Annotated in this window: 18 protein-coding genes; 11 read left to right on the top strand and 7 right to left on the bottom strand. The window is 71.2% G+C overall.

Features of this window, described 5'->3' with window-relative positions; translation table 11 throughout:
* Positions 1-31 precede the first annotated feature (31 nt).
* Together bpln_RS24755 and bpln_RS24750 are read left to right on the top strand one after the other, a co-directional pair.
* Positions 32-1,114 carry an aldose epimerase family protein gene (locus bpln_RS24755; protein WP_055140284.1) on the top strand — a complete coding sequence of 361 codons (1,083 nt, stop codon included), beginning with the start codon at positions 32-34 and terminating at the stop codon, positions 1,112-1,114.
* Between the two features lie 375 nt (positions 1,115-1,489).
* On the top strand, positions 1,490-3,220 hold the full coding sequence (locus tag bpln_RS24750; RefSeq protein WP_055140283.1) for a methyl-accepting chemotaxis protein: 1,731 nt from the start codon (positions 1,490-1,492) through the stop codon (positions 3,218-3,220).
* A gap of 298 nt (positions 3,221-3,518) precedes the next feature.
* Here bpln_RS24750 and bpln_RS24745 read toward each other — a convergent pair whose 3' ends face one another.
* The gene (locus bpln_RS24745; RefSeq protein WP_055140282.1) at positions 3,519-4,685 is read right to left on the bottom strand and encodes a serine hydrolase domain-containing protein; all 1,167 of its coding nucleotides are present in this window, start codon (positions 4,683-4,685) and stop codon (positions 3,519-3,521) included.
* Between the two features lie 247 nt (positions 4,686-4,932).
* Between bpln_RS24745 and bpln_RS24740 the strand changes: the two genes are divergently transcribed.
* Together bpln_RS24740 and bpln_RS24735 are read left to right on the top strand one after the other, a co-directional pair.
* Positions 4,933-5,262, top strand: a complete 330-nt coding sequence (locus bpln_RS24740; protein ID WP_042627849.1) for a hypothetical protein — start codon at positions 4,933-4,935, stop codon at positions 5,260-5,262.
* A gap of 228 nt (positions 5,263-5,490) precedes the next feature.
* Positions 5,491-7,089 carry an NYN domain-containing protein gene (locus tag bpln_RS24735; protein ID WP_244132036.1) on the top strand — a complete coding sequence of 533 codons (1,599 nt, stop codon included), beginning with the start codon at positions 5,491-5,493 and terminating at the stop codon, positions 7,087-7,089.
* Between the two features lie 79 nt (positions 7,090-7,168).
* Here the strand turns inward: bpln_RS24735 and bpln_RS24730 are convergent, their stop codons facing one another.
* A complete protein-coding gene (locus tag bpln_RS24730) occupies positions 7,169-8,281 on the bottom strand; it encodes a zinc-binding metallopeptidase family protein (protein WP_042627847.1) in 1,113 nt (370 codons plus the stop codon).
* 55 nt (positions 8,282-8,336) lie between these two features.
* Positions 8,337-9,560 (bottom strand): DUF2252 family protein, encoded by a 1,224-nt coding sequence (locus tag bpln_RS24725; protein ID WP_042627846.1) that lies wholly within the window; start codon positions 9,558-9,560, stop codon positions 8,337-8,339.
* Positions 9,561-10,104: 544 nt separating this feature from the next.
* Between bpln_RS24725 and bpln_RS24720 the strand changes: the two genes are divergently transcribed.
* The 5 genes from bpln_RS24720 to bpln_RS24700 are packed head-to-tail and all read left to right on the top strand — an operon-like array spanning position 10,105 to position 15,653.
* A complete protein-coding gene (locus bpln_RS24720; protein WP_042629406.1) occupies positions 10,105-10,557 on the top strand; it encodes a MarR family winged helix-turn-helix transcriptional regulator in 453 nt (150 codons plus the stop codon).
* Entirely contained in the window at positions 10,554-12,725 is a 2,172-nt protein-coding gene (locus bpln_RS24715) for an FUSC family protein (protein ID WP_055140280.1), read from the top strand. Before bpln_RS24720 ends, bpln_RS24715 begins: the two co-directional genes overlap by 4 nt.
* Positions 12,726-12,757: 32 nt before the next feature.
* Positions 12,758-12,976: a DUF1656 domain-containing protein gene (locus tag bpln_RS24710; protein ID WP_042627844.1), complete on the top strand. Its 219-nt coding sequence runs from the start codon at positions 12,758-12,760 to the stop codon at positions 12,974-12,976.
* Entirely contained in the window at positions 12,973-14,013 is a 1,041-nt protein-coding gene (locus tag bpln_RS24705) for an efflux RND transporter periplasmic adaptor subunit (protein WP_042627843.1), read from the top strand. Before bpln_RS24710 ends, bpln_RS24705 begins: the two co-directional genes overlap by 4 nt.
* A complete protein-coding gene (locus bpln_RS24700) occupies positions 14,010-15,653 on the top strand; it encodes an efflux transporter outer membrane subunit (RefSeq protein ID WP_055140279.1) in 1,644 nt (547 codons plus the stop codon). Before bpln_RS24705 ends, bpln_RS24700 begins: the two co-directional genes overlap by 4 nt.
* 129 nt (positions 15,654-15,782) lie before the next feature.
* Here bpln_RS24700 and bpln_RS24695 read toward each other — a convergent pair whose 3' ends face one another.
* The 4 genes from bpln_RS24695 to bpln_RS24680 all read right to left on the bottom strand — a co-directional run bounded on the left by bpln_RS24695 (position 15,783) and on the right by bpln_RS24680 (position 20,868).
* Positions 15,783-16,553 (bottom strand): hypothetical protein, encoded by a 771-nt coding sequence (locus bpln_RS24695; protein ID WP_055141209.1) that lies wholly within the window; start codon positions 16,551-16,553, stop codon positions 15,783-15,785.
* Between the two features lie 70 nt (positions 16,554-16,623).
* On the bottom strand, positions 16,624-19,152 hold the full coding sequence (locus bpln_RS24690) for a TonB-dependent siderophore receptor (RefSeq protein ID WP_055140278.1): 2,529 nt from the start codon (positions 19,150-19,152) through the stop codon (positions 16,624-16,626).
* A gap of 209 nt (positions 19,153-19,361) precedes the next feature.
* Positions 19,362-20,354, bottom strand: a complete 993-nt coding sequence (locus tag bpln_RS24685) for a FecR domain-containing protein (RefSeq protein ID WP_042627840.1) — start codon at positions 20,352-20,354, stop codon at positions 19,362-19,364.
* 4 nt (positions 20,355-20,358) lie between these two features.
* Positions 20,359-20,868 carry a sigma-70 family RNA polymerase sigma factor gene (locus bpln_RS24680; RefSeq protein ID WP_042627839.1) on the bottom strand — a complete coding sequence of 170 codons (510 nt, stop codon included), beginning with the start codon at positions 20,866-20,868 and terminating at the stop codon, positions 20,359-20,361.
* A 196-nt stretch (positions 20,869-21,064) separates the two neighbouring features.
* Between bpln_RS24680 and bpln_RS24675 the strand changes: the two genes are divergently transcribed.
* Together bpln_RS24675 and bpln_RS24670 are read left to right on the top strand one after the other, a co-directional pair.
* Positions 21,065-22,228, top strand: a complete 1,164-nt coding sequence (locus bpln_RS24675; protein WP_244132035.1) for a helix-turn-helix transcriptional regulator — start codon at positions 21,065-21,067, stop codon at positions 22,226-22,228.
* Positions 22,229-22,363: 135 nt separating this feature from the next.
* Positions 22,364-23,077: a fumarylacetoacetate hydrolase family protein gene (locus bpln_RS24670; RefSeq protein WP_055140277.1), complete on the top strand. Its 714-nt coding sequence runs from the start codon at positions 22,364-22,366 to the stop codon at positions 23,075-23,077.
* The last annotated feature ends 161 nt before the right edge of the window (positions 23,078-23,238 follow it).

Below are 23,238 nucleotides of genomic sequence, written 5' to 3'. Positions count from 1 at the left end.
GAATGAACGTTCAACCTGAAGGAGACGAGCCGTGTCGACGGAAAACGTGAACGCGGCGCAACGCGTGGCCGCCACCGATAGCGGCTTCCTGCGCGACGGCAGGACCGTGCGGACTTTTCTGCTGCGCAATGCGAAAGGCGCCAGCGTGCGAATCAGTGAACTGGGCGCGACGCTCGTGTCGTGGATCGCGCCCGACCGGCACGGCGTTCCGGGGGAGATCCTGCTCGGCCACGATTCGCCCGACGATTACCTGAGCTCGCGCGCGTACCTGGGGGCGGTGGTCGGGCGATGGGCCAACCGGATCGAGTCGGCGCGATTCCAGCTCGACGAGGTGGAATACCGGCTGCCCCCCAACGAAGGCGGCAACCTGCTCCACGGCGGGCATGACGGCTTTCACCAACGGCTCTGGCGCGCTCGGCCGGCGGGCGAGTCGCTGGTGATGCAGCTCGATTCGCCGGACGGCGACGGCGGGTTCCCGGGCCAGTTGCACGTCGAGGTGCGCTACCGGCTGAGCGACGACGGCACGCTGGAAATCGACTATCTGGCCGAGGCGGACCGGCTGACGCCGGTGAACCTGACGAATCATGCGTATTTCAATCTGACGGGGCGGCCGGACCGGGACATCCGGGATCATCGGCTGACGATCCATGCCGACTCGTATTTCGCGGTCGACGGCGCGCTGATTCCGCAGCAATGCGCGCCGGTCGATCGCACGCCGTTCGACTTCCGGGCCGGCGCGCCGATCGGCCCGGGGCTGGACGCCGGGCACGCCCAGATCCGGCTCGCGGGCGGCTTCGACCATTGCTACCTGCTCCGCGCCGCCGCCTCCCCGGAGGGAGGGCCGGCCGTGCGCGACGTGGCGCGTGTCGAGGAGCCGAAAAGCGGACGCGTGCTGACCGTGTCGACGGATCAGCCCGGCTTGCAGTTTTACAGCGGCAACTTCCTCGACGGCGTGGTCGCCCGCGGCGGGAACCCGTATCGCCGGCATGCCGGCCTGTGTCTCGAGGCGGGCGGATTCCCGAACCAGATCAACATGGCGGATCGGGACGGGATACTCGTGATGCCGGGACGGCCGTATCGCCAGCTCACCCGATACCATGTCGGGGCGCGCTAAAAAGGCAAGGCATGACGCGTCGAATCGCCGACGCGGCAGGCCGTGTCGCGGGCGCCCGCGCCTCGCCGTGCCGGCCCGTCACGACGCGCATGGCGCATCGGCTGTCGCCGAATCGATTCGAAAGGACACCGAAGGAAACCTGCTCTGACGCGCATACGCGGCCTGCTCGAGCGCGGCGCCCCGGGCTTGCCGGCGTGCGGCGTCGCGGTGCGGAATCGACGCGTTGGTGGATAGGGGTTAACGGCAGGTTCGGCCCGGGAGCCTTAAGAAGCCGCGCCGATTGCCGATACGACGACGTGCGACAGACGTCCCGAATCCCGATCCGGCGACGTCGCGTCGGCGCTCCCATCTCCTCACGACAGGCGTATTCAAAAAATGCAGTGGTTTTCCAATCTCAAGCTTGGTCAGAAGCTGGTCGGCGCATTGGTGCTGTGCGCGCTCGTCACCGCCATTGTGGGCGCGGTCGGTCTGGTCAAGGTGCGCGAAGTCGCGACGATGCAGACCGAAATGTACAACCTTGAATTCGTTCCGGTGCGTCAGGACGGCACTGCCGCATGGCAGGCCGCTTCGCATTTCCGCCGTCTTTATTCGTACATCCTGAACCCGGACCCGGCCGGCCGGGCCGACACGATCCGGCTGAACCACGGTGGCGAAGCGGCGATCCTCGCCGCGTTCGATTACGAGCGCGCGCACGCGAGCACCGATGCCCAGAAGCAGCTGATCAGCGATTTCGACGCCACCTGGCCGGCCTACATGAGTTCCGTCGCCAAGGTCGAGGCGCTCGCCGACCAGGCCGACCAGTCCGGCGCCCTGGCCGAATTGAAATCGACCACCGACCCGCTGCACGTCAAGCTGCGCACGCTGCTGATCAAGCTCTCGGACGTGCGCGACGCACTCGCGCGCGCGCGCGTCGCGGACGGCGCCACGCTGGTCACCTCGGTGACCTGGTGGATCGTCGGCTGCGCGCTCGGCGGCGTGGCGGTCGCGATCGGCCTCGGGCTGATGGTGACGCGCACCGTGGTGCAACAGATCGGCAGCGAACCGGCGGCGGTCGCGCAGGTGGTCGAGCAGATCGCGGGCGGCGATCTGAGCCAGCGCATCGAGACCGGAGGCACCCACCGCCGCAGCATCCTGTTCGCCGTGGCGCGCATGCAGGAGCAACTCGCGGCAACGATCGGCTCGGTTCGCGAAGGCGCCGAGTCGGTCAGCGTCGCGTCGAAGCAGATTGCGAGCGGCAACGTCGATTTGTCGTCGCGGACCGAAGAGCAGGCGGCATCGCTCGAGCAGACTGCCGCGAGCATGCTGGAACTGACGGAGACGGTCGGCCAGAACAGCGAAAACGCGCGCCACGCGAATGCGCTCGCCTTGCAGGCCGCGAGCGTCGCCGACACGGGCCATGCCTCCGTCGAAAGCATGGTGCGCACGATCAGCCGGATCAGCAGCAGTTCGACGAAAATCTCCGAGATCACCGGCGTCATCGAAGGCATCGCGTTCCAGACCAACATCCTCGCGCTGAACGCGGCGGTGGAAGCCGCGCGCGCCGGCGAGCAGGGGCGCGGGTTCGCGGTGGTGGCCAGCGAGGTGCGCAGCCTGGCGCAACGCTCGGCCAGCGCGGCCAAGGAGATCAAGGAAGTGATCTCGACATCGGTCACGACGATCCAGGGCGGCACGCAGCAGGCTTCGGAAGTCAGCAAGACGATGGCCGACGTCAAGGAAGCGATTCGCCGCGTGTCCGATATCGTCGCGGAGATCACGGCGGCCTCGGAGCAGCAGAACCAGAGCATCCAGCAGGTCAGCCAGGCCGTGACGCAAATGGACGAGACCACGCAGCAGAACGCGGCGCTCGTCGAGGAGGCGGCGGCCGCCGCGCAATCGCTCGAAGCGCAGGCCGCCAAAATGAAGCAGACCGTCTCGGTGTTCCGCGTCGGCGACGACCGGACCTTCGTGCCCGCCTCAGCGCCCGCGCCGGCGCCCGCCAAGCCGCCGCCTGCGGCACGCGTGGCCAGGGCGCCGCAGCCGAAGCGCGCGGTCGCGGTGCCGAATGCCGCCGTGGCGCCTTCGGCGCATATGGCTCAGGTGGCCGACGGCGAATGGGATGCGTTCTGACGCGGCAGCTGCCGGGGCGGTGAGCCCGAAACGGGCAACAGCATTTTCCTGACCGGGTCGACGAGCGCCGGTCAGGATTGAAGGAGTACCGTCACGGGCTGATGCCGCCGCTCCGGCCACGGAGCGTCGCGTCGGCGGCGGCGCCTCGTGAACCGGGCGCGTGGGCACGCGGCATCCGCCTCGACATCCCACATGCCACGGCCCGGCGCGGCCCCACCGCTCGACGGCCCGCCCGGCCCGCCGGCAACGCCACGCCGCGCGACGATCTCATCGATACAGCCCGCCCCGAGCCGGCCGCTCATCCCGCATAAACCGCCTCGCCGAACTCGATCTTCAATTCCCCCGACATCCCCTCATACGCGGTATTCGTCAGCAGCAGCACGCTCAACCCCCACGCCGGATCGACGAACCACGCATGCCCGTACACGCCGCCCCAGGCCAGCGCCCCGGCCGCCATCGGCGTCTGCGCCAGCGCCGGCTCGCTCAGCACCGCCCCGACGTAGCCGAACCCCCAGCCCGGCCCGCGCGTCTCGGCCGCGGCGCCCACCTGGTCGCGCCGGGCCGCCATGGCCAGCGCCTCGGGCAGAAAACGCCCGCCGTCGCGAATCGCCTCCAGCACCCGCAGCACGTCGTCGGCGCAGCCGTACATCCCCGCGCCGCCCGACGGATACGCGTCGCGCTCGAACACGCGCGACGGCGCGAAGCGCACCGCCGCACCGTGCCCGTCGGGCAGCGGCACGTCCACGCCGTCCGTCATCCGCACCGGCTCCGGGCTGCCGTAGAAATAAGGCGTCGCGAAGCGCTCGGGCTGGTTCGACACGAAGCCGCTGTCGCGCAAGCCGAGCGGCTCGCCCACCAGCGTCGCCACCGCCTGCGCCAGCGTCGTTCCGGTGGCGCGCTCGATCACCGCGCCGAGCACGTCGAGCGCGAGCGAATACTGCCAGCCCGTGCCCGGCGCGAACGCGAGCGGCGCCGCGGCCAGCCGCTGCAGATTCTCGTAGAGATCGAAATCGCTCAGGTCGAGCCCGTCGGAAATGCCGAGCCGGTCGTAAGGCGAGCCCGGCCCGTCGAGCAGCCAGTAGCCGAGGCCGGCCGTGTGCGTGAGCAGATGATGGATCGTCAGTTCCGGCGCCTCGCCGTTCGCCAGCGTCGGCCGGAACCCGGGCAGCCAGCGCGTGACGGGCGCGTCGAGCGCCAGCGCCCCGCTCGCCACGAGCCGCAGCGCCGCGAGCGCGACGATCGGCTTGGTCACCGAGGCCAGGCGAAACAGCGTGTCCTCGCGCATCGGCCGCCGCGCCTCGCGGTCGGCCAGGCCGTGCGCGCGCCGGTACAGCAGCTTGCCGTGCTGCGCGACGACGCCCACCGCGCCCACCACGCGCCGCTCGCTCAGCGCCCGCCCGAACACGGCGTCGAGGCGGCCCGACAGGGCAACGGGATCGATCGAGGCGGGCGGGGTGTGCGTCATGGCAACGGTCTCGGAACGGGAAAAGACTCGATTCTAAACAGGCGCGTGCCAACCACGATCTGTTTTTGATATCTCGTTGCGGACGCGTGGTGATCATCGGCAAGCCACGAAGCCTGGCGCCGCCCGCCTCGCGTCGCTTGCGTTCCCGGCACCGTCGCCGATACAGTCACGGCTGCCCGCGCCATCCGCGGGCGCATCGGTCCCCCGCGCAGCCACCGCCCTCACCGCTCCAGCCAGCCTCATCGCCATGCCCGCTTCCGCCGCCCTCGCCCAAGCCTCCCCCGTCACTGATCTGGTCGCGCTCGGCGTGCTCGCGCTGCTCTACGTCTGCGGCCTCGGCTGGGCGGGCTGGCAGGCACTGCGCGCGACGCGCGGCCGGCTCTACTGGGTGATCTGCGTGGCGCTGCTCGCGGCCGGCGCGCTGGCGATGGCGATCGCGCGCCCCGATACGCCCGACAGCGGCGAGATGCCGGCCGGTTTCGCGCTCGGCGTGCTGGTGGCGTTCGCCGGCCTGGTCGCGACGGCGGCCGGCTGCGCGTGGCAGGCGATCCGCAAGCTGCGCGACCCGCGAAGCTGACGGCGGGCAGCCGCGCCCACCACTGCCCACGGGCGGTGCGAGACGGGCTCGACACCGCGTCCCGGCCACGCGCGACGCAACATCCGGTTACGCAAACCGTCCGCCGCGCGCCGCGCTTTTTCCGTTGGCGCGCCGCACAACCGCTATCATGTCCGCAATTTCAGCGCTCGCCGCCTTGGCGAGCCTTCGGTTGGAGAACTCATGGCCTTGCCTCAGGACAGCGTCAACATGGCGCTTTTTTGCGACTTCGAGAACATCGCGCTCGGCGTGCGCGATACGAAGTTCGAAAAATTCGACATCAAGCCGGTGCTCGAAAAACTGCTGCTCAAGGGCAGCATCGTGGTGAAGAAGGCGTATTGCGACTGGGATCGCTACAAGACGTTCAAGGGCGCGATGCATGAAGCGAGCTTCGAGCTGATCGAGATCCCGCACGTGCGCCAGTCGGGCAAGAACTCGGCCGACATCCGCCTGGTGGTGGACGCGCTCGACCTCTGCTACACGAAATCGCACGTGGACACGTTCGTGATCATCAGCGGCGATTCCGACTTCTCCCCGCTCGTCTCGAAGCTGCGCGAGAACGCGAAGCGCGTGATCGGCGTGGGCGTGAAGAACTCGACCTCGGACCTGCTCGTGGCGAACTGCGACGAGTTTATTTTTTACGACGACCTCGCCCGCGAGCAGCAACGCGAGCTGGCCAAGCGCGATGCCCGCGCCGCCGCGACGGCCGCGCCGGGCAAGCGCGCCGACGACGAGCGCCAGCGCAAGCAGGATGGCGACGCGCGCAAGCTCGAGGCAATCACGATCGCGGTGGAAACGTTCGACGCGCTTGCCTCGGAGCGCAGCGACAGCGGCAAGATCTGGGCCTCGGTGCTGAAAAGCGCCATCAAGCGCCGCAAGCCGGGCTTCAACGAAAGCTATTACGGCTTCCGCGCGTTCGGCAACCTGCTCGACGACGCGCAGGCACGCGGGCTGCTCGAGATCGGTCGCGACGAGAAGTCGGGCACCTACGTGTCGCGCGGCGGCGTGACCGTCGATCCGGCCTTGACGGGCGACGCGGCCAAGGGCGCCGAGGAAGGCTTCACGGCCGACGCGCCGGCCGAACCGGCACGCACCTCGCGCCATGGCGAAGGCAGGCACGGCTCGCGGCGCCGCGATCGCGACGCGCAACGCGGCGGCGACGACGCACGCCACGCCGACAGGGCGGGCAAGCCGGACGAAGCGACCGAACCGGCAGAGGCAGGCGAAGCGACCGAGGCGATCGACACCACCGCGCCGGCACCGGTCGAAGCACCGGCCGCCGCGAAGCCGCATCGCGACGGCCGCCAGCCACGCCACGGCGACGAGCGCCGCCAAGCGAAGCGCGACGACGCGAAACACGGCAAGGGCCGCGGCTCGCGCAAGCCCGAGCAGATGCCGCTGATCGACGACACGCCGGCCGAGGTCGACACGATCGCGCCGGCCGAGCCGGCCGAACCGGCCGGGTTCGAACCGGCGGCGCCCGAGGCGGCGGTGTGGGAGGTGGTGGATGCGCAGGCCGAGCCCGCCCGCAAAACGGCGAAGGCGAGGAAGACGCCGGCCCGCACGCGCAAGACGGCGGCCAAGAACGCCGGTGCGGCAGCCGCATCGGCCGATGATGCCGGGCATGACGCCGAACCGGCATCGGCGCCCGCCGCCGATTCGTCCAGCCCGGATACGGCGCCCGCCAGCCTGCTGCCGGCCGACGACGCACCGGCTCCGGCCGCCGCAAAACGTTCGCGCTCGCCCCGCAGCGGCGCCGCGCGCGCGCGCCGCCCGCGCGGCACGGCCGGCACCGCCGACGAGTCGTGAAATCGCGGCGCGCCGCTTCGGCGGTGCGCCGGACCAATCTGTCGATCCCGGCACGCCCGCCGCGCGCGCCCCTACACGCTCAACCCGCTTCCCCCTCGCTGCCCACGGCGCGCGCACCGGCGCCATCGTCGGGCGTCACCTCGCGCGTGGCCGTCACCACGCGATGGACGAATCGCAGCTTCGCCACTACCGTCGCCGAAAGCGCGAACGGATAGGCGTCGGCCACGCCCATGCTGCGGTTCAGGCTGTTCAGCGCATAGGTCAGCGGGAACCAGCGCCGCATCAGGTTGCCGAACGACGCCTCGTCCACGGAGGTCTGGTCGTCCAGGCGCGGCAGGCTCTCGTCGTCGGGATCGAGCACGAGCCCGCAGGCGTTGGCGGTGTCGAGCGTATCGACGATGTGCAGGTAATGCGCCCAGGTCTCGGCCCAGTCCTCCCACGGGTGCATGGTCGCGTATTCGCTGACGTAGGCATCCTCCCAGCCCGCCGGCGCGCCATGCCGGTAATGCGCGTCGAGCGCGGCCTGATAGTCGGCGCGCTCGTCGCCGAAGCGCTCGCGAAACGGTTCGAGCCACGGCGTGCCGACGATCAGGCGATCGAAATAGTAATGGCCGATCTCGTGCCGGAAATGCCCGACCAGCGTGCGGTACGGCTCGCGCATCGCGGCCCGCACGCGCTCGCGCTCAGCGTCGTCGGCCTCGACGAGGTTCAGCGTGACGAGGCCGTTCGCGTGGCCCGTCATCACCGGCTCGGTCTCAGTGGCGGCCTTGAACGCGAAGCTCATGCCGCGCTCGGGAAACGCGCTGCGCGATTCGATCGGCAGCCCGAGCATGGAAAGCGTGTAGAGCAGCCGCCGCTTGGCCACCTCGGTGCGATACCAGAGCGGGCGATTGTCGGGGTTCGACAGGTCGGGAATCGTCTCGGTCAGCGCGCAGGCTTCGCAATAGGTGGCGTCGGACTCGGCCGGAATCATCCAGTTGCAGACGTTCTCGACCGCGTAGTTGTGGCATTGCCGGTAGCGCCGCCCGTGCGCGGCCGGATGCAGGCTGCGCCAGCTGCCCGACGCGTCGGGCTCGAACGCGCCGACCTCGCCGACGTCGGGCAGATAGCCGAGCGGCGCCTCGCAGCGCTCGCAGCGGACGTTTTCGAAGAACACCAGCTGCGTGCAGTTTCCGCAATGAAACGTTTTCATGGTCCGATCGCTCCCGCCTGTTCCTGTCGTTGCGTTCCGGCTGTCCCGGCCCGGCTCACGCCTTGCCGTGCTGCGCGGCCACGCGCCGGCAGTGTTCGAGGTAGCCGATCTCGTGGCTGCCAATCAGCTCGAGCACGCTGCGCCAGAGCCAGAACGGCGCGTCGATCGTCTTCGAGCGCACGCGCTTCAGTTCGGCGTGCCAGCGCGTGCGCGTGGCCGCATCCATCTGCCGGGCGTGCGCGACGCCCACCACGTAGGCCAGATAGCGCGCGATGCGGCGCGCCTCGACCTCGTCGACGCTGCCGATCTCGAGCTTCAGGTCGGCCGGCAGCAGTTCGCGCACGACCACCGAGCGATCGGCGAGCGTGGCCGCGCACATCCGGTTGCCGAGATACGGCGACAGGTGGCGCGCGCCTTCCACCACGCGCTTGCCGTTGTCGCGCGGCATCACGCTGTCGCGATAGCGCGGCGCGAGCGCGGTGGTGCCCTCCTTGATGTCGACGAGGCAAAGGTCGTCGCCGTCGGAGGCGGCGCCGTCCACGTCGAGCAGCACGGCGTAGCGCAGCCGCCCGAGCGAGCTGCAGCCTTTCACCCAGTAAGCGGCGTCGAGCAGTTCGACGTGCTCGCCCGGCCGGTGGCCGCGCAGCCCGATCGCGAGCTCGGCGATGGCGGGCGTGCCGACCAGCGACGCGATCCCGCGCGACTCGGCCGCCGACAGCGGCCAGAACCGCTTGCCGAGCGGCAGTTCGGGCTTCGCGCCCATCAGGCGCTCGCGCGCGAGGTGCTTCCAGGTGCGCTCGAGCGCGTCGCGCATCACGATCCGCACCACGTCGGGCTTCTGGATCGCCGCGGCGCGCGGCTTGCCGCCCGCCAGCGCGTGCGTATAACCCTCGTGGACCTCCTCGATGATGCGGGCCGTGACGATGCCGGGCAGGTCGGAGCTGCGCGCGGCGGTGGCCAGCGACAGGCTGAGCCGGATCAGGTCGTGGACCGGGTTGCCGATCACGGTCTGGTCGAGATCGCGGATCTGGATTTCGATCTCGCCGGCATCGTTCGCCACCGGGCCGAGGTTGCCGGTATGGCAGTCGCCGCAGATCCAGATCGCCGGGCCTTCCGGCAGCGTGCCCACCTTGGCGTTCTCGAGCCACTCGTAATAGCGGGCCGTGTTGCCGCGCACGTAGGCGTGGACCGAGCGCGCCATCTTCCGGTTGCGCCGCGCGGCCAGCTCGCCGGCGCGGCGGCGCGGACGAACGAACATCGCAAGCGATTTCTTCTTCATTCTGGGGCCTCGATGCAGGGCTTGACGGGAAGGATCGGCCACCGCGCGCCGACGGCGCGAGGCATCCGGAACTATAAGCACATCCGACCCGATTCGACAGATCGCGGCCGCCTGCGTGAGCCGAGCGCTACGGCTCGCGAGCCGGCGTTCGCGCGGTGCGGCACGCGTTGGCGCCGAGGCCGCACCGCCCCGCGCCGTGGTTCGCGCTCGCCGCACCGCAGCATCGCCGAGCAGCCATCGTGCCCGCACCGCCAGGACCGGCAAGGCCCTGCCCGGCATGACGCGGCGCGATGGACCGACCGTGACCCGGCGGTATGCCGGCCTGCTCGACGCGCCGCGGCGTCGGCCCCGCCAACCCGGCCGCGCCGCGGCATCGACGTGGCACGAAAACGACATCGTCCCGCCATCGAACCGGCATCACCATGCCGGCATGAAGCGGCCCGAGCCCGCCGGCCCGCTCGCTTTTCGGCCCGCGCGATCGCGCCGTGCATCGACGAAAACAAGTTAGTTTGCTATCGAATTGATTTCCGCTATCATGCCGGCCATGACAAATCTGCATGACCTGCGCCTTGCCGTCAGCAGCACGCTGACCATCGCCGCGCGCAAGTGGCGGCGCACCAGCGACTCGGTGCTGACCGCCTACAACGTGTCGGAGGCTTGCGCCACCCCGCTGCTGATCGCCGGCCGGCTCGGCGAGGCGGTGCGTCAGGTCACGCTGGCCGAATATGTCGGCATCGAGGGGCCGTCGCTGGTGCGGCTGCTCGACCAGCTTTGCGCGGCGGGCCTCGCGCGCCGCGACGAGGATCCCGCCGACCGCCGCGCGAAGACGATCACGCTGACCGACGAAGGCCGCGCGGTCACGGAAAAGATGGAAGAGGATCTGCGCGCGCTGCGCGGCAGGGTGCTGAAATCGGTCAGCCGCGCCGATCTGGAAGCGACGCTGCGCGTGTTGAACGCCTTCAACGAAGCGGGCGGCCAGGATCACGCCGCATCATGACCTACCCGTCGGTCCGCGACTGGCTGTTTTCGACCAAGACGTTCGCCGCGTCGATGCTCGCGCTCTATCTCGGCCTCTACTTCCAGCTGCCGCGCCCGTACTGGGCGATGGCCAGCGTCTACATCGTCTCGAACCCGTTCGTCGGCGCCACGCGCTCGAAGGCGCTGTACCGCGCGCTCGGCACCGCGCTCGGCGCGGCCGCGGCGATCCTGCTGGTGCCGCCGTTCGTCGAGACGCCGTTCCTGTTCAGCGTGATCGTCGCGCTGTGGACCGGCACCCTGCTCTATCTGGCGATCTCCGATCGCACCGCGCGCAGCTACGTGTTCATGCTGGCCGGCTACACGATGCCGCTGATCGCGCTGCCCACCGTGACCGATCCCACCACGGTGTTCGACGTGGCGATCGCGCGGACCGAGGAGATCACGCTCGGCATCGTCTGCGCGAGCGTGGTGGGCAGCGCGATCCTGCCGAACCGGCTCGCGCCGACGCTGATCGAGCGCACCGACGCGTGGTTCCGCGACGCGGCGTTCTACGGCCGCGAAACGCTGTCGGGCCACCTGGCCGGCAAGGCGCTGTCGGCCTGCCGGCAGCGCCTTGCCTCGACCATCTCGGCGCTCGAATTCCTGCTGAGCCAGCTCGGCTACGATCACTCGTCGCCGCGCGTGCTGGCGCGCGCCGAGGCGCTGCGCGGGCGCATGCAGCTGTTCCTGCCGCTGATGTCGGCGCTGGCCGATCCGCTGGTGGCGCTGATGCAGGAGCTGAAGCAGCTGCCGGTCGAGCTGGAGACGCTGCTGGCCGACGCGGCCCGCTGGTTCGACGCGCCGCTGCCGAACGCGTCCGATGCCGCCGGCGGCGCCGACGAGCCGGAGGCCGACCGGCTGCGCGCGCGGATCGCGGCCCTGCAGCCGCGCGGCGAGGCGCTCACGCGCTGGGACGGCGCGCTGCTGTCGAACGCGCTGTGGCGGCTGCGCCAGGTGATCGACGTCTGGCAGGACTGCCGCGCGCTGCGCGCGCTGATCGCCGACGAGTCGGGCGTCTGGCAGCCGCGCTACCGGCACTGGCGGATCGGCGGCACCGAGCGCTACTTCGATCGCGGCATGATGCTGTTCTCCACGCTGACGGCGGGCGGCGCGATCGTGTTCGCGTGCTGGCTGTGGATCTCGTCGGGCTGGGCCGACGGCGCCGGCGCGGTCACGCTGGCGGCGGTGGCCTGCTGCTTCTTCGCCGCGCTCGACGAACCGGCGCCGATGGTGTTCCGCTTCTTCGCCGCGACCTGCGCGAGCGTGGTGCTGGCCGGGCTCTACCTGTTCCTGGTGCTGCCGCACGTGCATGACTTCGCGATGCTGGTGGTGATGTTCGCCGGCCCGTTCATCCTGATCGGCACGCTGATCCCGCGCCCGCAGTTCAATCTCGTGACGATGCTGGTGGCCGTCAACACCGCCACCTTCATCAGCATCCAGGATGCCTACCAGGCCGACTTCCTGATCTTCCTGAACAGCAACATCGCCGGTGTGGCGGGGCTGCTGTTCGCGTTCGTCTGGACCCGCGTGACGCGGCCGTTCGGCGCCGAACTCGCGGTGCGGCGGCTGCTGCGCTCGAGCTGGGAGGACGTGGCGAAATCGGCCTCGGCGCAGCCGGTCCGCGACCAGCGCAACCACGCCTCGCGGATGCTCGACCGGGTCACCCAGCTGCTGCCGCGGCTGGCCGCCTCCGACGACCACCGCCACCCGTCGATCGAATCGTTCCGCGACCTGCGCGTGGCGCTCAACGCGCTCGACCTGCACCGCTCGCGGCGCCGGCTCGGCGGGGACATGCCGGCCGCGATCGACCGCGTGCTCGACGGCGTCAACGCGCACTTCACCGCCTGCGCCGACGCGAACGCGCGCCAGCCGGTACCGCCCTCGCTGATCGAATCGATCGAGGAGGCGCTCGACCGCCTGTCGCTGCGCCAGCCGGCCCGGGGCGGCGCGTCCGCCGACGCAGCCAGCGCCGGGACCGACGCCGACGCCGTCCCCGGCGCCGTGCCGCCGCCGCACGACGAGCGCCCGGCCGCCGCGCCGCAGCGCGGGCTGCGCGACGCGCTGCATGCGCTGGTGGGCCTGCGGCTGTCGCTGAACCCCGTGCTGATGCAGCCGAAACCGCCCGCGCCCGAGGCCGCGCAGGCCTGACCCGACGCTCCTATGCCCAACCTCGCGCAACCATGATCGGCGAACTCGACATCTTCGGCGTCTACGTGCCCGCACCGCTGGTGCTGATGCTGATCGCCTACCTGCTCAACATCGTCGTGCGCGCGATCTTCACGCGCGTCGGCCTCTATCGCTTCGTCTGGCACCGGTCGATCTTCGACCTCGGCATCTACGTGTTCCTGCTGGCCGGCGTCGTGCTCGTCTCCCACCATTTCGTGGCTACCTCAACGTGAAAAGAACCTGGTTCTCGGCGGGGCAGGTCCTGCTGACCCTGATCGTCGTCGTCGTCGCGGCCCTCGTGCTGTGGCGCATCGTCAACTACTACATGTTCTCGCCATGGACGCGCGACGGCCACGTGCGCGCCGACGTGATCCAGGTGGCGCCCGACGTGTCGGGCCTCATCACCGACGTGCGCGTGGTGGACAACCAGGCGGTGCGTCAGGGCGAGGTGCTGTTCGTGATCGACCAGGCGCGCTACACGCTCGCGCTGCGGCTGGCCGAGGCCACGCTCGAACAGCGCCGCGCCACGCTCGCGCAGGCGCGCCGCGAATACGCGCGCAACCTGAAGCTCGGCGACCTGGTGGCCAGCGAGCAGCTGGAGGAAAGCCGCACGCGCGTCGACCAGGGCGAGGCGGCGGTGGCCGACGCGCAGGTCAACGTCGATACCGCGAAGCTGAACCTGCGGCGCACCACCATCGTGAGCCCGGTGGACGGCTACCTGAACGACCGCGCGCCGCGCGTGGGCGAATACGTGCCGGCCGGCCGCGCGGTGCTGTCGGTGGTGGACCAGCATTCGTTCCGCGTCGACGGCTACTTCGAGGAAACCAAGCTGAGCGGCATCCATATCGGCCAGCCGGTGGACATCACCGTGATGGGCGAGCCGCGCCCGCTGCGCGGCCACGTGCAGAGCATCGTCGCCGCGATCGAGGACCGCGACCGCTCGCAGAGCGCGAACCTGCTGCCGAACGTGAATCCGGCCTTCAGTTGGGTGCGGCTCGCGCAGCGGATTCCGGTGCGCGTCTCGCTCGACGAGGTGCCCGACGACTTCCGCATGATCGCGGGACGCACCGCGACCGTGGCGATGCGCGCGCCGGGCTCGCCCGCGGCGCCGCGCCGGCTTGGCGGCCCGGCGTCGGGTGCATCGAGCGCTTCGGCGGCATCCGCTACGGCGCACGCCACGAACGCCACCGACACGGCCAGCGTCGCCGGCGCGCCCGGTACCTCGGAGGCGCCGGCATCGCACGCGGCCTCCGCCGGAGCCGCGCGATGAAGCGCCGCTTCGCGCTCGCGGCGGCTTCGGCGGCATCGGCATCGATCTCGCGCCGCGCCGCCGCCCTCACGCCGCTCGCGGCCGCGCTCGTGCTCACGGCCTGCAGCACCGTCGGCCCGAACTACCAGTTGCCGAGGCAGGCGCTCGTCAACGCGCCGCTCGCGAACGCCCCGCTCGACGGCGCCGGCAGCGGCGGCGCGCTCGTCTCGCACGACGCGGTCCCCGCCAACTGGTGGCGGCTCTACGACGACCCCGTGCTCGACGGCCTCGTGCAGCAGGCGCTCGGCTCGAACACCGACCTGCGCGTGGCGGCGGCGAACCTGGCGCGCTCGCGCGCGGCGCTCGACGTCGCGAACGCGCAGGGCGGCTTCGGCGGCAACTTCGAGGGCGGCGCGCAGCGCGCCCAGGAGTCGGCCGAACAATACCTGCTCTCGGGCAAGCTGCCGGTGGTCAACGAAGGCGCGTTCAACTTCAACGTGTCCTACGAATTCGACCTGTTCGGCAAGCTGCGGCGCGGCGTCGAGGCCGCGCGCGCCGACAGCGACGCCGTGAAGGCGGCCGGCGATCTCGCGCGCATCACGGTGGTGGCCGACGTCGTGCGCGCCTATGTGGAAGCGTGCTCGGCGGGCGAGGAACTCGAGATCGCGAAGCAGTCGCTCGACCTGCAGAAGCAGCGCGTCGCGCTCTCGCGGCGGCTGCGCGACGCCGGGCGCGGCAACCAGCCCGACGTCACGCGCGGCGTCACGCAAGTGCAGACGCTCGCCGCCGACATCCCGCGCTTCGAGGGCCGCCGCCGCGTCGCGCAGTACCAGCTGGCCGCGCTGCTGGCGCGCTCGCCGGCCGAGCTGCCGGCCGCCGCGCTCGGCTGCAGCAGGCTGCCGCGCCTGAAGCAGGCGATCCCGGTGGGCGACGGCGCCGCGCTGCTGCGGCGCCGCCCCGACGTGCGCGAGGCCGAGCGCCAGCTGGCGGCGGCCACCGCGCGGATCGGCGTGGCGGTGGGCGCGATGTATCCGACGGTCAGTCTCGGCGCCTCGGTGGGCACCACCGGCATCTTCGGCGACCTGCTCTCGTCGGAGACCAACCGCTGGGCATTCGGCCCGCTGATCAGCTGGACCTTCCCGGCCAACGGCCAGCGCGCCCGCGTGCGCGAGGCCGAGGCCGCGACGGGCGGCGCGCTCGCGCATTTCGACGGCGTGGTGCTGAACGCGCTGCGCGAGACGCAGACGAGCCTGGCCACCTACGCGGCCGATACGCAGCGCGCCGACGCGCTGCGCACCGCGTACCAGTCGGCGCGCGATTCGGCCGACGAAACGCACCGGCTCTACACGGCGGGCCGCGAATCGTTCATCTCCGATCTCGACGCGACGCGCACGCTGACCAGCGTGCAGGCACAGGTCGCCGCCGTGGAAGGCCAGGTCGCGGCCGACCAGGTGCGTTTGTTCCTGGCGCTGGGCGGGGGGTGGGAGGACGAGGCGGCCGCCGCCGCGGCGGCCAGCACCGCCGCGTCCGATACGGCAGCGGCTGCCGACACGGCGGCAGCGACGGCGACGACAGCGACGGTGGGCGCGCCGATGCCGTCGGATGCGCCGGCCGGCAAGGAGCTGCCGGCGGCATCGCCGGCCAGGGCCGGCGCACGCTGAGCGGACCGGCGGCCGCGCCCGACGAAGGCGGCCGCGACAAACCAATCGTCGGGCCTCGGCCGTCGATTCGCGCCGCCGAACATGGTCTGCTCGCCGTCCGGCGCCGCGTTCACCGCGCCGCCGCCTCCATCAGCGCCGCCCCACGGCCCAATCGACAGCCGCGTCGAACAGCGCGACGCCGGCCGTCGACAGGTTCGGGAACGTATCGTTGTCGAGGAACAGCATCACGCGGCGCGCCGGCGCGAGCGCTTCGTAGTCCATCGTCGCGCCGCGCTCGTAGGCGAAGATCGCCGCCTTTTCCGGCTGGCCGTAGACGGTGGCGATGATCGACGCGCCGAGGCCGGGCTTGCCCCAGCTCATCGGCGCCTGCTTGCCGTACACGTCGGTGGTGCCGGCCGGCAGCCCCGCCGCGATCGGATGCGGCGCGTTCACGAGCCACAGATGGCGCTCCTGGCCGGTCTCGCCGAAATCGACATCGTGGCGCTTGCCCGTCATCGCGAGATCGTCGAGCAGGTCGTTCTCCCAGGTGACGAGCGGGGTGGCGAGGTGGCGCCAGCCGGCCAGCACCGCCTTGGCCGACACCGTGGACGAGATCATCACGAGATCGGCGTCGGCCGCCACCGACACGGGCGCGGCCTGATCGACCAGCCGCACCGCGTAGCCGCGCTCGCCGAGATGCGCGGCAATGCGCTGATCGACGGCGAGATCGGGGCCGCCGAGCTGCGCCAGCAGCGTCACGCGCGCGGTGCCGCCCCGCGCCGCCTCCGCAGCCCGCGCACCACCGGCGGCCACCACGCCCCCGAGCCCGCAGGCCACCGCGCCCGCCGCCGCGCGCAGCCACGAGCGGCGCCGCGCGTCGTGCGCCGCGCCGGCCTCGCGCGAGCCGGCGGCCGGCTCCATCGCGCCGTCCTCGACCGCGCGGCCCCGCGCCGCCCCGTCTTGCCCGAACGTCTTCATCACGGGCTCCGGATCAGAATTGCAGCGTGGTGGTCAGCAGCACCTGCCGCGCGTCGCCGATCGCCACGAAATAGCGGTTCGCGCTCGACGGGTAGTAGGTGCGGTTGAACAGGTTCTTCACGTTGAGCTGGAACGACAGGTTCTGCTTGCCGATCCGCGTGTCGTAGGTGGCGAACGTGTCGAACAGCAGGTAGGACGGCAGCGTGAAGCTGTTGGCCGAGTCACCGGGCCGCGCGCCCACGTAGTGGGTGGCGCCGCCGATGCGCAGGTCGTCGCCGCCGAACAGCGTGCCGACGTCGTAGACGGCCGACAGCGACGCCGTGTTGCGCGCCACGTTCCAGAGCCGGTTGCCGGCGTAGAGCGGATCCTCGGTGGTCTTGGCGTCGATGTAGGCGTAGCTCGCGATCAGGTCCAGGTGCGCGCCGATCCGGCCCGACACGTCGAGCTCCACGCCGCGCGAGCGCGCCCGGCCCGAGGTGCGCCAGTCGGTCAGCTTGGTCACGTCGTTGAACTGCGAGACCAGCACGTCCTTCTTGTCGATGTCGAACAGCGCGAGCGTGCCGGTCATGCCGCCGGGCATGTCGAGCTTCGCGCCCACCTCGTAGGCGGTGGACTGCTCGGGCGGCGTGGCGCCGTCGATCACGTAGCCCGACGAGAGCACCGCGATCGACGAGGTCGGCTTCAGCGATTTCGAATAGCTGCCGTACAGCGAGAACGTGTTGCTGGCCTTGTAGACGATGCCGGCGCGCGGCAGCCACTTGGTGCCGTCGAGATCGGTGTTGGCGACGAACGGGCGGCCCTTGCCGGCCACCTGGCTGAAGCGCATGAAGCGCACCCCGCCGCTCACGATCCACTTGTCGGTCAGGTGAATCGCGTCCTGCGCGAACAGGCCGAGGCTGTGCAGCTTGTCGGTCTGGTCGCTGTCGGGCGGCGACACCGTGGAGGACGGCGAGATCAGGTCGTACACCGGGTTCAGGTAGCTGAACGGCGTGGACACGGCCTGGCGCAGCAGGTCGGCGCGATAGATGCGGCGGTATTCGCTGTCCACGCCGAACTGCAGGTCGTGCTGCATGCCGGCCAGCCGCAGCTTGCCGTTCACGTAGGCCACGCCGTAGCTGTCGGTGCTCAGGGCGCCGTGGGTGGCGTCGTCGCTGCGCGTGAGCGTGCCGGTGGCCGTGTTCACGCCGGTGATGCGCACCTGGTTCGCGTCGTAGGTCTCTCGGTTGTCGCTGTAGCCCAGGTGGACGCTCCAGTCCGAATTGAACTGGTGGTCGGCCGAGAGCTGGAACAGGTTCGAGGCGCCGACCATGTTGTTCCAGGGCTCGTCCAGCCGCTCGCGCGCGGGAATCGCGAGCGGCGCGTTGGTGCGCGGGTCGAGCGCCGTGCCGCGATCGAACGGATAGAGGAAGTCGCGATGCTCGTAGGACAGCACCACCTGCGTGTCGCGGCCGTACCAGGCCAGCGACGGCGCCACCAGCGTCTCGCGGCTGGTGCCGAAGTTGCGCCAGTACGGCTCGTCCGAATGATCGACGATCAGCCGGTAGGCCAGCCGGGTGTCGCCGATCGGGCCGGTCAGGTCGAGCATCATGTCGCCGCCGTTCCTGCCGTGCCCGTAGGTCTCGCCCGTCACCGACACCGTGTTCGAGCGCACCAGTTGCGGCACCTTGCTGACCACGTTGATCACGCCGCCCGGGTCCATGATCCCGTACAGCAGCGAGGTCGGCCCCTTCAGCACCTCGACGCTGTCGGCGGTGGCGTTCAGCGCGCGGCCCTGCACCACCGGCATGCCGTTGCGCATGATCGAGCCGTCGCGGTTGTCGCCGAAGCCGCGCTTCATGATCGCGTCCTGCGTGCCGGCCAGCGTGTTGCCCTGCGTGATGCCGCTGACGTTGGCGAGCGCGTCGTCGAGGTTGCGCGGTTTCTGGTCGCGCAGCACCTGGGCCGGCACGATGTCGACGGCCTGCGCCGTGTCGAGCACCGGCTCGTTCGAGCGCGTGACGTTCGCCTCGCGTTGCGGCCGGTAGCTGTCGGCCTTCACCGCCTGGCGCTCGACGACGATGGTGGTGAGCGCGGTGGCCGGCAGCGGCGCCGCGTCGGCCGCGGCCCCCTCGGCATGCATCAGCGTGTAGCCGCCGCCCGGCTGGCGCACCGCGCTCAGGCCGCTGCCCGACAGCAGCTGGTCGAGCGCCTGGCGGACCTCGAAGCGGCCATGCAGCCCCGGGCTGCGCAGGCCGGCCACCTGATCGGCCGGGAACGCGAGCAGGATGCCGGCCTCGTGGCCGAAGCGGTTCAGCGCGCCCTCCAGCGGGCCGGCCGGAATCTCGTAGCCGCGCGGCGCGGCGACGGGTGCGCCGGACCGGGCGCCCGCGCCGGCGCCCGCATCGGCGGCCGTCGCGACGGGCGGCACCAGCGCCGTCAGCAACGCGGCGGCCGCGAGCCGGCCGACCACGCGCCGTGGCACCAGCGCGGCGAAATCGGGCGCGCCGCTCGGGGAGAAAACGGGGGAACGGCGCGGCGGCCGGGCGGTACGGGTCGGTTGCATGATCGGAGAATCGGAGACGAGGGCAAAGAGAGTGGCTTTCCTGTTCCCTGTCACGCGAGCGAGGCAAAACAGCTCAGGTTTTCTCGAAAATAATTTGCGAAGTGGAGGGAGAGACGGATGGCGGGATCGACCGGAGGGCCACGGGCGACGGCCGTCGGGCGCGGTCGGGATCGGCCGGCACCGGCCGCCGGTGTCGCGCGGCGGCCCGTTCAGGCGCGCGACGGCACGATCCGCACCCAGTAGCGCGTGAAGGATTCGACGTCGATCGGCAGCGTCGCGCGCAGCGTTTCGAACACGCGGTCGGCGTCGTCGAGCGGATAGCTGCCCGACACGCGAAGGCCGGCCACGGCCGGATCGCACTGCAGGTAGCCGTGCCGGTAGCGCGCCAGTTCGGCGACGAGGTCGCCCAGGCGCAGCCTCGACGCCACCAGCGTCCCGTCGGTCCAGCTGCCGGCGTAGGCGCCGAGCGGCTGCGGCTCGCTGACCGCCGTGAGCGTGACGGCCGCGCGCCGGCCGGCCGCGATCACGCGCGACGCCGCGCCGGGCTCGCCCGGCTGCGCGCGCACGGCCCCCTCGAACACGCCCACGCGCAGCACGGCGCCGTCGAGCCGCACGCCGAAGCGCGTGCCGAGCGGCGTCAGTTCGCCCGGCGCGGCGGCCACCACCAGCGGGCGCGCCGGCAGGCGCCGTTCGTGGCCGCTCGTCACCATGATCTCGCCGCGCAGCAGCACGATCCGGCGCGTGCTCGCGTCGAACCGCACGTCGATCGCGCTGTCGGTGTTGAGCACCACCTCGGTGCCGTCGGCCAGCGTCATGCGGCGCCGCTCGCCCACGGCGGTACGCGCGTCGGCGGTCCAGACGGCCCACTGCCGCGCCGGATCGAGCGTCCAGACGCCGCCGCCCGCGAACACCAGCAGCGCCAGCGCCTTGATCGCGGCGCGCCGCTTCGGCGAGCGCGCCGGCAGCAGCGCGGCGCGCGCGGCGCCGGCGTCGAGCCCGGCGGCCAGCTGCGTGAAGCGCCCCTGCACGGTTTCGATATGGCGCCACGCGGCGTCGTGCAGCGGATGTTCGGCGCGCCAGCGGGCCAGGCCCGCGCGGGCCGCCGCATCGGCGGCGGCACCGGCGCCCTGCATTTCCACCCACCATTGCACGGCGCGCTGCGCGACTTCCGGCGGAATCGCCGGGTTCGGTTCGGATTGCATGAGATCAGAGCGCCATCGCGAAGAAACACCGGGCGGCGGCGCGCGTCAGGTGGCGCTTGACCGTGGACAACGACACGCCAAGCTCGGCGGCGATCTCGGCCTGCGAGAGCCCGTCGAGCTGCGAGAGCAGGAACGCGCGCCTGGCGGCCACCGGCAGGCCGTCGAGCAGCCGGTCGATCTCGACCAGCGTCTCGAGCAGCAGCGCGCGCGTCTCGGGCGACGGCGCATAGGGCTCGGGCTGCGCGGCCAGCGCGTCGAGATAGGCCTGCTCGATGCGCTCGCGGCGCCAGTGGTTGTAGAGCACGCGCTGCGCGACGGTGGTCAGGAACGCGCGCGGCTCGTCGGCGCCGATCGGCTCCTCGCGGGCCAGCAGCCGCATGAACGTGTCATGCGCGAGGTCGGCCGCGCGATGCGCGCAGCCGAGCCGGCGGCACAGCCAGCGCTGCAGCCAGGCATGATGGCCGCTGTAGAGCGCATCGATTTCGCGGTGTTGAAGCAGTGGATTGGCCGACATCGAACCTTCTTCCGACGCTCACGCCGGGCCTCTTCATCTAAATGAGAATGATTATTATAAACAACAACAAAAACATTTCATGTCATTGCGAACGATCCGTGACACCCTCCGCCCCAACCGCTGTACCATCCCGGCTCGACCAGCAAGACCCCGCTTCACCGCCATGCCAGCCAATCCGCAGCCGCGCACCTACGCGATGCCCGAGCGCAGCGACCGCCTCGATTTCTACGTTCGCGACCAGACCACCCGGCAGCCGATCACCGAGCCGCACCGGCACGCGTATTTCCAGATCCAGTTCAACCTCGGCGGCGACACCGAGCAGCGCATCGGCGGCGTGACGCGGCCGTTTCCGCGCGGCGCGCTGGCGTTCATCCTGCCGTTTCGCGAGCACCTGATCCCGCACCCGCCCGGCGCGCACTTCATCGTCATCAACTTCTCGCAGACGTTCCTGCGCGCCGATCTCGACGTCGATCCGCTCGACCTGGACGAGGTGCCCGTGCAGCGCGTGCCGGAACTCGCGCCGTTCCGCTTCCAGGAGCGGCTCGACTACATCCTGACCGGTGACGCGTTCGACGACGCGCGACGCCTGGCCCAGCGCATGCTCGATACCGACCGCGAGCGCGGCTTCGGCTCGGCCACGCTGCTGCGCGGCTACCTGCTGCAGCTGATCGGCCTGGTCAGCACGCTGTACGCCGGCGCGCTCGGCCGGCTCGCGCACAGCCACGGCGCGCAGAAGGCCGGCCGGCGCGACGCGCTCGCGCGCGTGATGCGCCACATCCGCGCCAACCTGACGAGCGGCGAACTCACGCTGACCGGCACCGCCGAGGCCGCGTTCCTGTCGCCGAACTATCTTGCCCACCTGATCCGCAAGGAGACCGGCAGCACGTTTACCGAACTCGTCACCGGGCGCCGCATCGCGCTCGCGCAGTCGCTGCTAGCGCATACCACGCGGCGCATCGCCGAGATCGCGCACGAGGTCGGGTTTCGTGACGAGGGCTATTTCTCGCGTCGCTTCCGGGCCTGCGTGGGGATGTCGCCGAAGGACTATCGCGAGGCGAACGGCGAGGCCGGCGCGCCGCGTGGCGCGTCGGCGAACGTGGCCGGGGCGCTGAGCGCGGCGAGTGGTGCGGGGATGGTGGCGGCCGGGCCGGCGCTGGGCGACGACGCGGCGGGCTTCGCCGCCGGGGGCGAGGACGCCGAAGCCGAGGCGCCAGCGGCGGCTGATCCGGTCGAAAACGGCCTGCCCGAGGCCGGCGGCGAACGCCAAGACAACAACAGCGGGACGCAGCGGCAGGTTGAAACGGCGGGAGAAAGCGCTGGCCGCGAACCAAGCCGCCCCCCGCCGCGATGGCGCCGGTAGGCAGGCAGCGTAGATTTGTCCAGAATGTCGACAGCTGAGTCGCATCCCGGCACGGCCGCGCTTGTTATCTTGTCATCGGGCCGTGTCGCCACGGCCGCCTGGTTCCGCTTCCCCGTCTTCGACCCGAGTTCCGACATGACCGATCATTCCGCTTCCTATGCCATCCAGCCGCCCGCCGTCGCCAGCGTCGCGATCGCCGGTTCGTCGGCGCGCTTTCCGCTGCGCCGCGTGTTCTGCGTCGGCCGCAACTACGCCGAGCACGCCCGCGAAATGGGCGCCGATCCGACCCGCGAGCCGCCGTTCTTCTTCTCGAAGCCGGCCGACGCCGTGGTGCCGGCCGAAGGCACCATTCCCTACCCGCCGCTGACCTCGGACCTGCACCACGAGATCGAACTCGTGATCGCGGTGGGCCAGGGCGGCAAGAACATCGACCCGGCCCAGGCGCTCGAGCACGTCTGGGGCTACGGCGTGGGCGTCGATCTCACGCGCCGCGACCTGCAGGCCGAGGCGAAGAAGCTCGGCCGCCCGTGGGACTGGGCCAAGGGCTTCGACGCGTCGGGGCCGGTCACGCCGCTCTACCCGGCGGCGGAGGTCGGGCATCCGAAGGGCGGCCGGATCTGGCTGTCGGTGAACGGCGAGGCGCGCCAGCAAGGCGACCTGGCCGACATGATCTGGCCGGTGCCGGACATCATCGCGTATGTGTCGCAATCGATCGAACTGCAGCCGGGCGACCTGATCTTCACCGGTACGCCGGCCGGCGTCGCGGCGCTGCAACCGGGCGATCGCGTGGAAGGCGGCGTGGACGGCATCGCGTCGTTCGCGTTCACGGTCGGGGCGAAGCCGGAGTAAGGCGGGTCGCACGACGCGGCGCGGCGCGGCGGGTTCGGGTGAGCGATTGCGCGTGCCCGTGCGCGGGATTCCAGGCGGCCGCCCGAACGCGGCCCGCGCCGCCGGCGCGTGACGCGTGACGCGCCTTGCCGCGCATGAAAACGCGGCAGCGGCACGCCGGT

The organism is Burkholderia plantarii (genome assembly GCF_001411805.1).
Lineage (GTDB): Bacteria > Pseudomonadota > Gammaproteobacteria > Burkholderiales > Burkholderiaceae > Burkholderia > Burkholderia plantarii.
The sequence above is the reverse complement of the archived record's forward strand: the minus strand, read 5'-3'. Positions and strand labels throughout refer to the sequence as shown.

Excerpts from the sequence above, each read along its gene's own strand:
- bpln_RS24750 (WP_055140283.1), top strand. The coding sequence starts at position 1,490 with ATGCAGTGGTTTTCCAATCTCAAGCTTGGTCAGAAGCTGGTCGGCGCA.
- bpln_RS24745 (WP_055140282.1), bottom strand. The coding sequence starts at position 4,685 with ATGACGCACACCCCGCCCGCCTCGATCGATCCCGTTGCCCTGTCGGGC.
- bpln_RS24740 (WP_042627849.1), top strand. The coding sequence starts at position 4,933 with ATGCCCGCTTCCGCCGCCCTCGCCCAAGCCTCCCCCGTCACTGATCTG.
- bpln_RS24735 (WP_244132036.1), top strand. The coding sequence starts at position 5,491 with ATGGCGCTTTTTTGCGACTTCGAGAACATCGCGCTCGGCGTGCGCGAT.
- bpln_RS24730 (WP_042627847.1), bottom strand. The coding sequence starts at position 8,281 with ATGAAAACGTTTCATTGCGGAAACTGCACGCAGCTGGTGTTCTTCGAA.
- bpln_RS24725 (WP_042627846.1), bottom strand. The coding sequence starts at position 9,560 with ATGAAGAAGAAATCGCTTGCGATGTTCGTTCGTCCGCGCCGCCGCGCC.
- bpln_RS24720 (WP_042629406.1), top strand. The coding sequence starts at position 10,105 with ATGACAAATCTGCATGACCTGCGCCTTGCCGTCAGCAGCACGCTGACC.
- bpln_RS24715 (WP_055140280.1), top strand. The coding sequence starts at position 10,554 with ATGACCTACCCGTCGGTCCGCGACTGGCTGTTTTCGACCAAGACGTTC.
- bpln_RS24710 (WP_042627844.1), top strand. The coding sequence starts at position 12,758 with ATGATCGGCGAACTCGACATCTTCGGCGTCTACGTGCCCGCACCGCTG.
- bpln_RS24700 (WP_055140279.1), top strand. The coding sequence starts at position 14,010 with ATGAAGCGCCGCTTCGCGCTCGCGGCGGCTTCGGCGGCATCGGCATCG.
- bpln_RS24695 (WP_055141209.1), bottom strand. The coding sequence starts at position 16,553 with ATGGAGCCGGCCGCCGGCTCGCGCGAGGCCGGCGCGGCGCACGACGCG.
- bpln_RS24690 (WP_055140278.1), bottom strand. The coding sequence starts at position 19,152 with ATGCAACCGACCCGTACCGCCCGGCCGCCGCGCCGTTCCCCCGTTTTC.
- bpln_RS24685 (WP_042627840.1), bottom strand. The coding sequence starts at position 20,354 with ATGCAATCCGAACCGAACCCGGCGATTCCGCCGGAAGTCGCGCAGCGC.
- bpln_RS24680 (WP_042627839.1), bottom strand. The coding sequence starts at position 20,868 with ATGTCGGCCAATCCACTGCTTCAACACCGCGAAATCGATGCGCTCTAC.
- bpln_RS24675 (WP_244132035.1), top strand. The coding sequence starts at position 21,065 with ATGCCCGAGCGCAGCGACCGCCTCGATTTCTACGTTCGCGACCAGACC.
- bpln_RS24670 (WP_055140277.1), top strand. The coding sequence starts at position 22,364 with ATGACCGATCATTCCGCTTCCTATGCCATCCAGCCGCCCGCCGTCGCC.